Origin of the sequence: Sphaerisporangium rubeum, from assembly GCF_014207705.1 — a bacterium.
GTDB classification, from domain to species: Bacteria; Actinomycetota; Actinomycetes; order Streptosporangiales; family Streptosporangiaceae; genus Sphaerisporangium; species Sphaerisporangium rubeum.
Map to the genome: position 1 here is coordinate 5,803,138 of NZ_JACHIU010000001.1, position 13,033 is coordinate 5,816,170.

Consider the following 13,033-nt stretch of genomic DNA (forward strand, 5'->3'; position numbering starts at 1 on the left):
CGACAGCGTGGCCCGGCACGCGGGGTGCCGGGCCACGCTGTGTCACGAGGTCACGCTCTGGTCCACCGCTGGGTGGCTTGGCCGTTGCAGGAGGCGACGGTCACGCCGGAGGTGTTGCCGGTGCCGGTGACGCTGAGGCACAGGTTGTTGGCCTGGCTGGTCACGGTGCCGTTGGAGTTGAACGTCCAGCGCTGGTTGGAGTTGCCGTGGCAGTCGTAGAGCTGGATGCGGGTGCCGGAGCCGCCGCCGGTCGGGACGTCCAGGCACTTGCCGAGCGTCACCAGGCGGCTGGAGCTGTCGTAGGTGAAGCTCTGGTTGGGGTTGGTGTGGCAGTCGTAGATCTGCAGCTGCGTGCCGTTGGCGGTGGCGCTGTTCGGCGAGTCCACACAGCGTCCGGCGCCTTCGTTACGCAGACGGAACGTGCCGCCGGGGGTCGGCGTCGCGGTGGGGGTCACCGTCGGGGTCACCGTGGGGGTCACGGTCGGCGTCGGGTTGGGGCTGGCGTTGTTGAGCGCGTTGAGCACCGCGTCGTAGGCCGGCTTCTTGTTGCCTCCGCTGAACAGCAGCGGGGTGTCACCGCTGCGCCAGGAGTCCTGGTCGCGCACACCCCACACCGTGATGCCGGTGCAGCGGGCCACGGCGAGGCAGTCGTTCACCACGGCCGCGTAGGTCTGCGCGGAGGCACCCTGGATGTCCAGCTCGGTGATCTGCACGTCCACGCCGAGCGCCGCGAAGCTCTGGATGGTGGTGCGGTAGTTGCTGTTGTACGGGCTGCCGCTGTTGAAGTGGGACTGGAGACCCACGCAGTCGATCGGCACGCCACGCTGCTTGAAGTCGCGGACCATGTTGTAGACGCCTTGCGTCTTGGCCCAGGACCAGTTGTCGATGTTGTAGTCGTTGTAGCAGAGCTTGGCGGCGGGGTCGGCGGCGCGCGCGGTGCGGAACGCGACCTCGATCCAGTCGTTGCCGGTGCGCTGCAGGTTGGAGTCGCGGCGGCCACCGGAGTTGCCGTCGGCGAAGGCCTCGTTGACCACGTCCCAGGCGTAGATCTTGCCCTTGTAGTGGTTCATCACGCCGTTGATGTGGTCGATCATCGCCTGGCGCAGGCTGCTGCCGGACAGCGACTGCATCCAGCCGGGCTGCTGCGAGTACCACGCCAGTGTGTGGCCGCGGACGCGCTTGCCGTTCTGCACGGCCCAGTTGTAGATGCGGTCGGCGTTGGTGAAGTTGAACTGCCCCCGGTTCGGCTCGGTGGCGTCGATCTTCATCTCGTTCTCGGCGGTCACCATGTTGAACTCGCGGTTCGCGATGGTGGTGTACTGCGAGTCGCCGAGCTTGCCTGCGGCGATGGCGGTGCCGAAGTACCGGCCGCTCTGCGCGGCGGCGGCGCCGAGCGTGCTCTCCGCCGCGCCGGCCGACGTCGTCGTGACACCCACGAACAGGCTCGCACCGAGTGCGGCCACCGCGCCGACGACCAGGCTGTTCCGGACCCCTAGGAGACGTCTACCTCTGCCGACGGGGACGGCGTTGTCGATCATCTTTGTTCCTCCAGTGGAACACCGATCGGGGGAGGGGGACGTGGAGCGGCCCACCCGCGAAAGCCGCAGCAACCGGTCGCGCACCGCTGTGACCTGCGGATAGACCACCTATCACCCGGTTGGTGACATGGGAGGTCTCCACTTGCGGCCCAAGTCTGGGGATCACCCCGAAAGTTGTCAATAATTCACCTAAAGATTTCGGAGGCGCGCGCCGTGAACACCCCGTCATCCTGCGGTGACATCAGGAAGATCGCCGAAATCTCCGGGAAACTAGCGCGCTAGTTTCATGACTCCGGGTCAGTCGAACAGGTCCGGATCGGTCCGGCAGACCTGGTCGTACAGCGGCTGGAAGTTGATCCACCCCACCAGGTCGTTGCCGATCTGGCCGTGCGTCAGCTTCGCGTTCTCGTGCGTGATCGGCACGACCCTCCCCGCCGCCTTGGCGAGCAACTGCGCCTGGCACGACCGCTCCATCGTGATGAACCACCACGCCGCCGCGTCCACCGAGTCCCCCACGGTCAGCAACCCGTGGTTGCGCAGGATGACCGCCTTGTGCGACCCGAGCGCCTGCGCGATCCGCCGGCCCTCCTCGACGTCCAGCACCACCCCGGTGTAGTCGTCGAACAGAGCGTGGTCCTCGTAGAACGCGCACGCGTCCTGCGTCAACGGCTCCACCGTCTGACCGAGCGCCGACAACGCCTTCCCGTGCACCGAGTGACTGTGCGCCGCCGCCACCGCGTCCGGCCGCGCCTGGTGGATCATCGAGTGGATCGCGAACGCCGCCTGGTTCACCGGCCGCGTCCCCTCCACGACCTCCCCCTGATGGTTCACGAGGATCAGGTCACTCACCCGCACGTGCCGGAAGCTCATCCCGAACGGATTCACCCAGAAGTGATCGGTGTGCTCCGGATCGCGCGCCGTGATGTGTCCCGCCACCCCCTCCTCGAACCCGAGCCTCCCGAACACACGCAGCGCCGCCGCCAGCCGCTCCATCCGATGCCGCCGCTCCTCGGCCACATCGTCGAACCGCCGAGGAAACCGGAACTCCAGCGACCCACTAGGCACCGGCCGCAGATCCGAGAGCCCCATCCACCGTCTCCTCACCATGCCGAACATCCGTCTGTTACCAGCGAGTATGCCGCGCCTCTCGTGCACGTGCCAGGGCCCGCATCTGGGTTGGGCCGCGATCAGACCAGAAAACACCACATATATCGATATCCTTAGCCGTATTTTGTCACGTAGAAAATTGCGCCTCGACGCCACGGCCGTGCGACAATGATTTCATCCAGGACGCAAGTTCATCTGCCACGGCAATGGAGGTGCGATCAATGGGTAAACACGACGGCGAAGAGCCGGCGCACAAACCGGTGGACAAGCCGAAGCCGAGCTCCGACGGCTCTCGTCCCGACGATCCCGGTAAGCATGAAAAGCCCGACGAGAAGTGAACGTCGACCAGCGCATCACCGCTCTCGTCGATCAACTCACGGGTTTGGACGACAGGTGGCGAGGCGCACTGCACGCGGTACCGCGCCACCTGTTCATCCCTGATCGAGCCTGGTGCGACTCCGAAGGCCCCGGTCACCTCATCGACCGCGAGACCGACCCCGACGCATGGCTCGACGCCGTGTATTCGAACACGGCGATCGTCACTCAGTTGGACGACGGCGCGACCGACATAGCAGAAGGAAAAGGTGACTACACCTCGTCGTCCTCCGCACCGAGCGCTGTAGCCGCGACCTTAGGACTCCTCAAACCCTACGAAGGCGACGAAGTCCTCGAAATAGGCACCGGCACCGGCTGGACCGCCGCACTCCTCTCCCACCGCCTAGGCGACGACAACGTCACCAGCATCGAGATCGACCGGTCCGTCCACGCCACAGCCGCCGCCAATCTCGCCACCGCCGGCCGCTCCCCTCACCTCATCCTCGGCGACGGCTCCGCCGGCCACCCGGAAGGCGCACCGTACGACCAGATCCACGTCACCTGCGGCATCGACCAGGTCCCCTACGCCTGGATCCCCCAGACCCGTCCCGGCGGCAGGATCGTCTTCCCCTGGACCCCCCGCTGGGAGGAAGCCGGCCACCTGACCGTCCTCACCCCCACCGGCACCGGCACCGCCACCGGCCGATTCCACGGCCGCGCCGGCTTCATGCCCCTACGCTCGCAACGCTGGCCCCTCCCCCGCCTGAACACCGACTACCGAAGCTCCTCAACCACCCTCGACCCCCGCCGGGTCCTCCGCACCTCCTACGGCGCCGACATCGCCATAGCGGCCCAACTCCCCCACGTGTACGCCACCCACGCCGACCAGGAGAACGGCGCCTTCCACCTCTCCCTCTGGTCCGACGACTCCGACGCACAGGTCCACTACTCCCCCCGCCACAAACGCGTGGCCGTCCTCCAACGAGGCCCCCACGACCTGTGGGACGAGGTAGAAGACGCCTACCTCCGCTGGGTCTCCTGGGGCACCCCCACCAAGGACCACTTCGGCATGACCGTCACCCCCGAAGGCCGGCACATCTGGCTCCACCACCCCGCCAACCCCATCACACCGCCACCCCAGTGCACCTCATACTTCTCGAATACCCATTTGGGAAACAAATCCACAACGGAGAGTAAGCGATCTTCTTGAACGTCTAGTACGGCAACCCCGATCCTTGGTCGTCACGAAGGACAAGGGGGTGTCATCGCACGGAAGCGACTGGCCGACTGGCTACGCAGAATATAAGGTTAAGCCGATACGAGGAGGCCGTGATGGATCCCAACGTCGCTGAACTGCTCGGCATCGACCTGAGCGACCCTGAGGTGCACCGCGAGAACGTTGCGATCGACCGCGACATGCGGCTCATCGAGCAACTGGTCCATCTGCGCAAGAAGCTAGGACTGACACAGACCCAGGTAGCCGAGCGGATGGGACGAAGTCAGGCCGCTGTGTCCGACTTCGAGCGTCTCGGTGGTGATCCCCACCTGTCCACCATTCGACGCTACGCTCTGGCTCTCGGTGCAACGGTCCATCACATCGTGCGGCAGGCATCGATGGAGGCATCGCCGACGCGTGCCACCCCGCCGACGATCCGTGTGACAAGCACCATGGGTAGCGTTTTCTCTGCGAGCCTGTGCAGTGGGACCACAACAAACGCATCCGCCGATCTGGTCAGATTGGGCGAGTAATGCAGGCATTCATCCTGCTATGTGACTCCGTGCAGCAAGATACGGCGACCGGAAAAGTGCACATGCTAGGCGCGGACTGGGCAGTCACAGGTCCTGCCATCACGCCTGCAGGTGTGGTCGTCTTCCTTCGCGGGGGCTTCCCCCATGAACGTGAACACCGATTTCAGGCGGCAGGCTTCAGGTTATCTGGCGTCTTCTCGTAGGCGATCGGGCTGAGCTGGCCGAGTTTGGAATGCCGCCGGACGGTGTTGTAGCGGGTGATCCAGCGGAAGACGGCCAGGCGGGCGGTGCGGGCGTCGGGCCAGTGGTGCGCGCCCTGCAACGTCTCGCGTTTCAGACTCGCGTTGAAGGACTCGGCGGCGGCGTTGTCGGCGCTGGTCCCGGCCGCGCCGCGCGAGCGGGTGACGCCGAGCCGGCTGCAGACCCGCGCGAACTCCCGCGAGCAGTACTGTGCCCCGTTGTCGCTGTGGAACACCGCGCCGTCCAGACGGCCGCCCCGGGTGTGCGCCGCGGCCTGCAGCGCGTCCACGACAAGCTCGGTGCGCATGTGATCGGCGATCGACCAGCCCGCCAGCCGGCGTGAGCACAAGTCCACCACGGTAGCCAGGTAGAGGAACCGGCCGCCACCGACGGGCAGGTAGGTGATGTCGCCGACGTAGCGGGTGTTCGGCAGCCCGGCGGAGAAGTCGCGCTGGATCAGGTCCGGCACGGGTGCCGCATCCGGCTCCGGGATGGTGGTGCGGACCTTTCTGCGCAGACGCAGCCCGGCGATGCCGTGCTCGCGCATCACCCGTTCCACCCGCTTGTGGTTGACCACGATCCCGGCCGCACGCAACTCGGCCGTCATCCGAGGCGAGCCGTAGGTGCCGTCATGCTCGGCATGAATCCTGCGTACCTGCTCGGCCAGCTGCTCATCGGCCTGGCGGCGGGCCAGCCGCGCCGCGGCGCCCTTCAACCATCGGTAGAAGCCCGAGCGTGACACCTGCAGCACCCGGCACAACCGCTTCACCCCGTAGAGCGCCTTGTGATCCTCAACGAACTGGAAGCGGTTCACCAGTTCGTCTCGCCCGCGAAAAGCTTGGCCGCCTTACGCAGAATGTCCCGCTCTTGCTCCAGCTCCCGGATCCGCGCCTTGAGCTGCTTGTTCTCCTGTTCCAGCACGTCGTCCGAGGGTAGGTGCCCGGCCGGCGTGTCCTTGCCGGTCCTGCCCCCGCCGGCCGCTCGTTGCCCGCCTTCACCCCGAGCCTGCGCGGCGCGTACCCACACCCGCAGCGTCTCGCGGCTGACCCCCAGATCCCGCGCGATCGACGTGATCGTCCGGTCCGGCCTCGACAGCACCAGCGCCACCGCGTCGGCCTTGAACTCGGCCGGATAGTTCTTCATCACCATCAGAGACATCTCTTCCCCTGGACCTCAAGATCCAGTCTCCAAGGTGTCCACGTTCAGGGGGAAAGGCCCGCGTGCCGTGGGATGAAGCCGGCATCGAGCGTTCTTTCACTCTGAGACTTACCGACAGCGCCGGCGATTCCGTGAAGATCCACGATGACCGGCCCGTCGAGTTCCGCGGCCAAATCGGCGATCTGAGCGATACGGGGTCCGCTGACGACGAGTACACCCGCATGACCGATTTCCACGGCAACATCGCGCTCAATATCGGATCGCTTCCGCTTGGCCAAGGCGAATGCTACGCGTGGCGCTTTGAGGTAGAAGGCGAGGAACTGGCATCGACAAGCTTCGCGGTTCGCAAGTAGCCGACACGGTTTCCCTGACCTCGCTCGTGGTCAGAGACGGTTGATCAGCGCGAACCGGTGGAGGCGCCGGCCGCTCTCGGGGTGCGAGGCGGCCGGGCCGTTCCGAGGTCAGCCTACGGTTCGTGTCTCGTACCAGGTGTAGTAGAGGTAGGTGCTGCCGGGGCCGGTCAACGTGCCGGAGACCTGCCAGAAGCTGCTGGGGGGAAGTGAGTAGGTGAAGACCTTGTCGCCGGGCCGGTCGTCGACGAACACGGTCCGCATCTCGCCGTCGACCAACCTCCGTACCACGATCGTGAACGTCTCGTCGTCCGGGATGTCGAGGCAGATGTCGTAGGTGTAGGTGGCCGCACCGCTGATGTTGTAGCTGCGGCCGTCGATGGCCCCCCGCTCGACGTTGGTGGGGACGTAGCTGTTGCGGACCCAGCTGTAACCGCCGGCGGCGCAGTCGACCGCGGAGGCGGACGCGGGCCCGATGCCGGTGAGCATCGCGCCGAGGACCCCGGTGACGACGCCGAGAACGGAGATGGTGCGCTTCATGCCTCTCCTCATCGGTGAAATGACCCTACGGTCCGGTCGAATCAGGCAGGGAGTCGCTTCTCGTACCAGGTGTAGTAGATGTAGGTACTGCCGGGGCCGGTCAGCGTGCCGTAGACCTGCCAGAAGCTGTCGCCGGGGACGGAGTAGCGGAAGACTTTGTCGCCGGGCCGGTCGTCCACGAACACGCTGGGGACCGTGTTGGTCCAGCTCCGCACCTCGACGGTGAACGTCTCGCCGTCCGGGATGTCGAGGCAGATCTCGTACGAGTACCCCGGCGACCCCCCGATGTGGTAGCTGTAACCGTCCACCGCCGGCCGCTGGACGTTGGTGGGGACGTAGCTGTTGTAAACGCGGGTGTATCCGCCGGCGGCGCAGTCGACCGCGGAGGCGGACGCGGGCCCGATGCCGGTGACCATGGCGCCGATGAGACCGGTGACGACGGCGAGAACGGAGATAGTGCGCTTCATGCCTCTCCTCATCCGTGACAGCGAACCCTCCAACCAAGTAGTTGAAGGCTAAACTGACCATGACGCGGCGACCGCATCCGGACAAGCCCCGGCCGATCCCGTACACACCACCAACCGGCCGCCTCCGGCCCTTCACCCACGACCCCGGCCTGATCAACCAGTCCGAACCGGCGCCGGCACGTCCCTGGACTCCTGACCCGCCGACCTAGACGACCATGAAAAGCAATGAAATTAAGTGTCAGGCCAAGCCCCAGGAGATGACGACGCGACTGTGCCGCTTGTCCACGACCAGTCCGTGAGGTAGCCGCGAGTCCGGCGTGCCACGGCCTATGGGGCGGATGGTGATCGTGGTGGGGATGTTGTAGGGCTCGAGTTCGCGTATCGCTGATAGCTCCACCCAGGAGTGCCTATTCTGGTTCGGCTCGGGGACTGGGATCTGAACGAACGGGAACATGCGGTGGTAATAGGCAGGAGAAGTAGCGACACCCATCCCCACGACGCACGCCTGACTCCTTACGATCTTTGGGGCCACAACAACTGGTGCAACCAGGAAGTCGCAGGAGAGAGCCACTACTTCCCTGCGCTGGAGAAAGTGCTGCGGACGAGTGGCGCACGTGAGTTGGAGACGACCGCGATCCTGATCCGCGAACCGCACAACCGCCACGATCCGAACGCGGTGGCGGTCCTGATCCAACAGGAGACCGTCGGATATCTCCCGCGCGAAGACGCCACGCGATATCGATCCCTGCTCGATCACATGGCCGCCTCCGGCTTCGCGGCCCGCGTCCCATGCCGAGTTTGGGGAGGGATGGTCACCGATCATGAGTATGACCAGGCAGGACGCACCAGGCTGAACGAACGGTTCATAGCGAGTGTCAAGATCGCGCTGGCCGAACCGCACCTCTGCCTTCCCGTGAACACCGCACCGCAGGGACCACATGTCGTTCTACCTCATGGCGGGGCCATACAGGTGAGCGGCGAAGAGCATCACCTATCGAATATCAAACCGCTACTGCGGACGGAAGGGGAGTCCTACGCGTTCGCGACACTTCACGAAGTGACCGACTCCACCGGGCGAACCGTCAAACACTTCGTCGAGGTTCGTCTCGACGAGAACCGAGTCGGTCAACTCACACCGAAGATGAGCGGCGAACTCCTTCCCGCGATCCGTCTTCTGGACAGCATGGGCCATGTGACGGTTGCCAAAGCGAAGCTGAAGGGAAACCACCTCAAAGCGGAAGTCACTCTTTACTGCGCACGCGCACACGAACTCCCCAACGGCTGGCCCGGCCCGATCGGGGACGGTCCTCCGGCAAGACGAGCAGCCGTCCAAGCGGACATCTCGTCCACCGATTCCTCAAGCGTCAGGTCACACGCACCCATCCCACCGAGGCCGACCCGGATCAGATTCGCCGTACCGCCGGGCTGGCCCCAAGCCCCCACAGGCTGGGAGCCGCCTCCTGGCTGGCAGCCGGATCCGTCCTGGCCCGTGGCGCCGGACGACTGGATCTACTGGCTCGCTGAGTGACGACCTCATCTCGTTTGCGCCGTCTCCGGCGGCCCCGCAACACCGGGTGTGTCTCCAGGACATACCAGGGCTCAATTACCGTCGAGAAGTCCGTTTTCCTTAGCCCAGCGTTCGAAGCCCCCAGATGGGAACGGATAGTGATACTTGCTGGCAAGAAGGTCGTCAGCCAATTCCGCGACAAGCGGGACGGTGAGCAAGCCATCTCTGATGGACCAGCACAACAAGCGCAGTGTAGGGCAGTACTTGACGTTGAACGACGCAGCGGCTTTTCGCGCGGCGCTGTCGTCTACAACCGCCGTGGCCCGCATCGTGCGAGCTATGGCCAGGACGGCCGCTTCGCCGATGTTTCTGGTACCCACTACCAGCAGTTCAGAAAAATCGGCGAACGCGTCCCTTTCGGCATCGGATGTGAGCTCGCGGTGCTCGATCCAGTCCGCGGTCAGCGCGGCGCCGATACGCGAGTCCTTGGCCATGCCTTCCCTCAGTTCCATGGCGACGACATCCGGAATGACGGCACGGCGCTTGCCGACCACGGCTTTCAGCACGCCAAGCCAGTTATTGGCGGCGAAGGCACTCAGCGGACCCGTATCGAAAACAAAAATCTCGCTCGCGTTCTCGCTCACGACACGAACTCCCAGATGGCGTTCTCTGGGAGTTGCGGTATCGGAGGTAGCTCTTCCTCAGTCCAGGTGTCGAACAGCAGGTCGATCGCGCGGGCAGCGGAGATGTCAGACTTGCGGTAGAGGGCCAGAACGGACTTGGTGTAAGGCTTCGGCAGACAGGGAGGTTCGAGTTCGTTCTTGGGGACGAGGTTCAGGTCGATGATGTCGGCTTTTCCTGTCCGTACCGAACGGACGAAGTCGGCATCAGAGGAGGACAAGAGTCCGACCTCGGTCAGCCGTCGCGCCAGCGTCGCCATGTCCACCTGATAGAGGCTGCCTAGCATCACCGCGATGGTACGTAGGTCGGCGTCGTCATTGGTCAGGCGGTCGAGATCCTTGCGGAGGGTGGCCGCCGGCACCAGGAACGCGCGAGCGAACCGGTCCAGGCGCGCCTCCCAGCCTTCGACACCGTCCTGTTCGGCGACCCGCCAGTCGACGGTGTACTCGTCGGCGAACAGGTAGTGGCCCAGCTCGTGCGCCAAGGCCAGTCTGCGACGGCCGACCTGGCGCGCACCATTGACGATCGCGATGCCGCCTTCCCGGAGCAGCATGGAGGCGGCATCCGCGGCATCGGCGCCAAGGTCGAAGGAGAAGGCGAACAAGCCCACCTCTGCGGCCATGCGATCGACGAGCGCCGAAACCGGACCGTCTGCCTCGACCCCCAGGAGGGTGCGAGCCTTGGCTGCGGAAGTTTCCGCCTCAGCCAAGCTGCCGGGACGAGGCAGCGTGCCGATGTCTCGCAGTGCCTGTCCGGCACGCTTGTTGACGAATTCGACGTGCCGCGCGGCTCGTTCGATCAGCCGATCAATGGCAGGACTCGCCGCGCCAGGTTCTTGCTGGTTGCGATGGGAGATCACAGCAGGCGGTGCGGGCCGGAAGAACCATTCGATCCGCTCGTGCACGGCCTCCGCGATGCGCGCCAACTCCAGAGCGGAGACGCGGCGCGTGCCGTTTTCCACCTTCGCAAGGCTGGACCGGTCGAGCGCCACCTCGGCGGCAAGCTCTGCCTGCGTCTTTCCGGCACGCTGCCGCGCGAGCGCGACGCGCTCACCCAGCTCGTTTCTCTCCACAGAGCCCATTGTTCGATAATAGAACAGCCAGTTGGTCTCGTGGTCACCGTGGGCCTGGTCGGTCGTGGTCCCAGGCGATGAGGCGGATGTAGGCGGCGGCTTCCACCACGTGGTGGAGGGGGAAGCGGATCCAGGGGCGGTCGGTGGGGGTTACGCAGTAGAAGCGGCCTTCTGGCATGTCGGCTATTACTACTGAGGCGCAGGGTCGGTGGTCGGCGGCGAGGGTCTGGAGTTCGGTGGGGAGGTGGGTGCGGCCGGGACGGGGGTTGGTGGTGGGGTCTATGGGACGGATGGTGATGGTCGTGGGGATGTTGTAGGGGTCGAGTTCGCGTTTGAGGATGTTGAGGAGTTCGGCGTCGTCGGCGGCGGTGGTGGCGGAGATCGGGGTGGTGCGGACCGAGGGGCGGTCCTCGTTCAGAGCGGCCATACGAGGACCTCGCGGGGGGTGGGGTGGGTGAGGGTGCTGTCGGTGGCGAGTTGGAGGGGGTCGGCGGTGGGGTCGGTGTTGTGGAGGAGGTCCATGATCAGGGTGGCGTGGGGGTGGTCGGCGTACGCCTCGGCGTAGCGCTGGGCCACGCGGCGGGCCGCTGAGATCGGGTCGTGTGGCGGGCCCCAGGCGTAGCGTTTGCGTCCTCTGGTCGACCAGTTGCCTGACCACCAGGAGAAGCCGGCGCCGGGTCGGACCCAGACGACCAGGCCGGCCTGGATCGCGACGCAGGCGGCGGTGGCGTCGCCGTTGACGTCGCTGACGATGCCGTACCGGCGCAGTTCTTCGCGTATCCGTTCTGCCGCGATGAGAGCGGAGTAGGGACGTTGCGGGTTGATCTGTGGCGCTATTTGCACCTGAGGTTGTCGTCCCACGGTGAATGCCTTCCGGTCTTCTTAAACGACCCTCCCAGAGTGAACTTTTCCCCTACGCTGCGTAAGGGAACGACTACAACCAACACTCGGCACTTTCGTATGTCGCTCGTTGAGTCCTGTTATAGGGAGACGACATGACCGACAAGCACGAGCACAACCCCGAGACCTCCCCTGTCCACCGATTCGGGTACGAATTGCGGCGACGTCGGCTCTCGGCTCACCTCACCCAGGAGGGACTAGCCGAAAAAATCGGATATTCCGGAGGTCTGGTAAGCATGGTGGAAACCGGCCGCCGAATGCCTAAAGCGGACTTCGCTCAGCGCGTCGACGACCAGTTGCAACTTAACGGCGTCCTTCTCCGGATGTGGGACGAGTGCAGAGCGGACGGCGTACAGCTCTGGTTCATCCCCTGGCTGGAGGCGGAGCTGAAGGCCACGACTCTGCACTCCTGGCAGCACTCCCTGGTCCCGGGACTGCTCCAGACTCCGGATTACGCGAGAACTCTCTTCCAGGGTGAGCCCCAATTCCAACGCTCCAAGCTCGATCAAGCCGTCACCGCACGACTTGATCGGCAGACCATCTTCGAGCGCGAAGATCCCCCTATGATGTGGGCCGTACTGGATGAGGTCGTCCTCCAGCGACCCATCGGCGGAGCCTCGGTCATGCGCAAGCAGCTCGAACATCTCGTGACCATGTCGGATCACCCATGTATCGCGATCCAGATAGTCCCATTCGAGGCAGCTTGCACCCCAGGATTGCTAGGAGCGTTCATACTGGCCAACGTCCAAGGCCAAGATGTCGCTTACCTGGAATCCGCCAACGAAGGCAAGGTCATCGCATCGCCAGAGGATGTCCGTAATCTGCGTACAAGGTACGACGCGATCAGGATCCACGCACTTCCACAAGCTGGATCGAAACAGTTGATTAAGGAGTGGGCACAAAAATGGATGAGCTGACCAAGGCCACCTGGATCAAGTCCTCGTACTCCGGCGGCAACGGCGGTGACTGCGTGGAGGTGGCATCCCTCACTGATGGACGCCGCGGCGTACGCGACAGCAAGAACCCCGCAGGACCTGCCTTCATGGTCGACGCGGTCGCTTGGACGGCGTTCTGCGCCGTGGTGAAGGACGGCAGCCTGATCTGAGGCCCAGGCACAAGGTCCCGGATGGCTCTTTCGAGCAGTCTCCGAGACACATCCGTTCCGAGTGACATACCGCACCTCTACGCGACGAGGAGGGCCACACCTCATGGACGACCTGACCAGCGCCACCTGGACCAAGTCCTCGTACTCCGGCGGCAATGGCGGCAACTGCGTGGAAATCGCTTCGCTGGCCGGCGGACGCCGAGGTGTGCGGGACAGTAAGGATCCGGCCGGACCGGTGCTTGTGGTCGGGACGGACGGATGGCACGCGTTCCGCAGGGGTGTGCGGGACGGTGGTCTGGCTTGA

The 13,033-nt window shown here is 64.9% G+C and carries 17 protein-coding genes; 7 read left to right on the plus strand and 10 right to left on the minus strand.

Translation table 11 applies throughout. The features are described 5' to 3' along the window. Positions 1–50: 50 nt before the first annotated feature. Together BJ992_RS24630 and BJ992_RS24635 are read right to left on the minus strand one after the other, a co-directional pair. Positions 51–1,538, minus strand: a complete 1,488-nt coding sequence (locus tag BJ992_RS24630) for an endo-1,4-beta-xylanase (RefSeq protein ID WP_184984893.1) — start codon at positions 1,536–1,538, stop codon at positions 51–53. A gap of 297 nt (positions 1,539–1,835) precedes the next feature. Continuing rightward, on the minus strand, positions 1,836–2,627 hold the full coding sequence (locus BJ992_RS24635) for a class II aldolase/adducin family protein (RefSeq protein WP_184984895.1): 792 nt from the start codon (positions 2,625–2,627) through the stop codon (positions 1,836–1,838). A gap of 352 nt (positions 2,628–2,979) precedes the next feature. On the opposite strand from BJ992_RS24635, the gene BJ992_RS24640 reads away from it, so the two are divergent. Both BJ992_RS24640 and BJ992_RS24645 read left to right on the plus strand, forming a co-directional pair. After that, positions 2,980–4,170 (plus strand): methyltransferase domain-containing protein, encoded by a 1,191-nt coding sequence (locus BJ992_RS24640; RefSeq protein ID WP_343072838.1) that lies wholly within the window; start codon positions 2,980–2,982, stop codon positions 4,168–4,170. Positions 4,171–4,292: 122 nt separating this feature from the next. Then, entirely contained in the window at positions 4,293–4,709 is a 417-nt protein-coding gene (locus tag BJ992_RS24645) for a helix-turn-helix domain-containing protein (protein WP_184984898.1), read from the plus strand. Between the two features lie 163 nt (positions 4,710–4,872). On the opposite strand, the gene BJ992_RS24650 is transcribed toward BJ992_RS24645, so the two are convergent. Further along, a protein-coding gene (locus BJ992_RS24650) for an IS3 family transposase (protein WP_184987567.1) occupies positions 4,873–6,098 on the minus strand; the annotation gives its coding sequence in 2 pieces (ribosomal slippage) (positions 4,873–5,786 and positions 5,786–6,098; 1,227 coding nt in all). A gap of 71 nt (positions 6,099–6,169) precedes the next feature. Between BJ992_RS24650 and BJ992_RS24655 the strand changes: the two genes are divergently transcribed. Beyond that, positions 6,170–6,460, plus strand: coding sequence for a hypothetical protein (locus tag BJ992_RS24655; RefSeq protein ID WP_184984900.1), 291 nt, complete (start codon positions 6,170–6,172; stop codon positions 6,458–6,460). Positions 6,461–6,568: 108 nt separating this feature from the next. Here BJ992_RS24655 and BJ992_RS24660 read toward each other — a convergent pair whose 3' ends face one another. From BJ992_RS24660 to BJ992_RS24670, 3 genes are all read right to left on the minus strand, one after another. Continuing rightward, positions 6,569–6,997 carry a hypothetical protein gene (locus BJ992_RS24660; protein WP_184984902.1) on the minus strand — a complete coding sequence of 143 codons (429 nt, stop codon included), beginning with the start codon at positions 6,995–6,997 and terminating at the stop codon, positions 6,569–6,571. A 41-nt stretch (positions 6,998–7,038) separates the two neighbouring features. Then, complete coding sequence (locus BJ992_RS24665) at positions 7,039–7,464, minus strand: hypothetical protein (protein ID WP_184984904.1); 426 nt, start codon at positions 7,462–7,464, stop codon at positions 7,039–7,041. 238 nt (positions 7,465–7,702) lie between these two features. Then, positions 7,703–7,861, minus strand: a complete 159-nt coding sequence (locus BJ992_RS24670) for a hypothetical protein (RefSeq protein ID WP_184984906.1) — start codon at positions 7,859–7,861, stop codon at positions 7,703–7,705. A 6-nt stretch (positions 7,862–7,867) separates the two neighbouring features. On the opposite strand from BJ992_RS24670, the gene BJ992_RS24675 reads away from it, so the two are divergent. After that, a complete protein-coding gene (locus tag BJ992_RS24675) occupies positions 7,868–8,992 on the plus strand; it encodes an HIRAN domain-containing protein (RefSeq protein ID WP_184984908.1) in 1,125 nt (374 codons plus the stop codon). A 71-nt stretch (positions 8,993–9,063) separates the two neighbouring features. On the opposite strand, the gene BJ992_RS24680 is transcribed toward BJ992_RS24675, so the two are convergent. From BJ992_RS24680 to BJ992_RS24695, 4 genes are read right to left on the minus strand one after another with little or no spacing between them, the layout of a single operon-like run. Further along, on the minus strand, positions 9,064–9,615 hold the full coding sequence (locus BJ992_RS24680; protein WP_184984910.1) for a PIN domain-containing protein: 552 nt from the start codon (positions 9,613–9,615) through the stop codon (positions 9,064–9,066). Then, positions 9,612–10,733 (minus strand): helix-turn-helix domain-containing protein, encoded by a 1,122-nt coding sequence (locus BJ992_RS24685; protein ID WP_184984912.1) that lies wholly within the window; start codon positions 10,731–10,733, stop codon positions 9,612–9,614. Before BJ992_RS24685 ends, BJ992_RS24680 begins: the two co-directional genes overlap by 4 nt. A 34-nt stretch (positions 10,734–10,767) precedes the next feature. Continuing rightward, positions 10,768–11,151 carry a hypothetical protein gene (locus tag BJ992_RS24690; RefSeq protein ID WP_184984914.1) on the minus strand — a complete coding sequence of 128 codons (384 nt, stop codon included), beginning with the start codon at positions 11,149–11,151 and terminating at the stop codon, positions 10,768–10,770. Further along, a complete protein-coding gene (locus BJ992_RS24695; protein WP_184984916.1) occupies positions 11,139–11,585 on the minus strand; it encodes a hypothetical protein in 447 nt (148 codons plus the stop codon). The genes BJ992_RS24690 and BJ992_RS24695 overlap by 13 nt, the downstream gene beginning before the upstream one ends. A 134-nt stretch (positions 11,586–11,719) precedes the next feature. On the opposite strand from BJ992_RS24695, the gene BJ992_RS24700 reads away from it, so the two are divergent. The 3 genes from BJ992_RS24700 (at position 11,720) to BJ992_RS24710 (ending at position 13,033) form a co-directional block, all read left to right on the plus strand. Continuing rightward, positions 11,720–12,541, plus strand: coding sequence for a helix-turn-helix domain-containing protein (locus tag BJ992_RS24700; protein ID WP_184984918.1), 822 nt, complete (start codon positions 11,720–11,722; stop codon positions 12,539–12,541). Next, on the plus strand, positions 12,529–12,729 hold the full coding sequence (locus BJ992_RS24705; RefSeq protein ID WP_184984920.1) for a DUF397 domain-containing protein: 201 nt from the start codon (positions 12,529–12,531) through the stop codon (positions 12,727–12,729). Before BJ992_RS24700 ends, BJ992_RS24705 begins: the two co-directional genes overlap by 13 nt. A 103-nt stretch (positions 12,730–12,832) precedes the next feature. Further along, entirely contained in the window at positions 12,833–13,033 is a 201-nt protein-coding gene (locus tag BJ992_RS24710; RefSeq protein WP_184984922.1) for a DUF397 domain-containing protein, read from the plus strand.

Bases quoted from the DNA above. Each gene is read 5' to 3' on its own strand.
- BJ992_RS24660 (WP_184984902.1), bottom strand. From the start codon at position 6,997: ATGAAGCGCACCATCTCCGTTCTCGGCGTCGTCACCGGGGTCCTCGGC.
- BJ992_RS24705 (WP_184984920.1), top strand. From the start codon at position 12,529: ATGGATGAGCTGACCAAGGCCACCTGGATCAAGTCCTCGTACTCCGGC.
- BJ992_RS24710 (WP_184984922.1), top strand. From the start codon at position 12,833: ATGGACGACCTGACCAGCGCCACCTGGACCAAGTCCTCGTACTCCGGC.
- BJ992_RS24690 (WP_184984914.1), bottom strand. From the start codon at position 11,151: ATGGCCGCTCTGAACGAGGACCGCCCCTCGGTCCGCACCACCCCGATC.
- BJ992_RS24665 (WP_184984904.1), bottom strand. From the start codon at position 7,464: ATGAAGCGCACTATCTCCGTTCTCGCCGTCGTCACCGGTCTCATCGGC.
- BJ992_RS24700 (WP_184984918.1), top strand. From the start codon at position 11,720: ATGACCGACAAGCACGAGCACAACCCCGAGACCTCCCCTGTCCACCGA.
- BJ992_RS24635 (WP_184984895.1), bottom strand. From the start codon at position 2,627: ATGGGGCTCTCGGATCTGCGGCCGGTGCCTAGTGGGTCGCTGGAGTTC.
- BJ992_RS24645 (WP_184984898.1), top strand. From the start codon at position 4,293: ATGGATCCCAACGTCGCTGAACTGCTCGGCATCGACCTGAGCGACCCT.
- BJ992_RS24685 (WP_184984912.1), bottom strand. From the start codon at position 10,733: ATGGGCTCTGTGGAGAGAAACGAGCTGGGTGAGCGCGTCGCGCTCGCG.
- BJ992_RS24630 (WP_184984893.1), bottom strand. From the start codon at position 1,538: ATGATCGACAACGCCGTCCCCGTCGGCAGAGGTAGACGTCTCCTAGGG.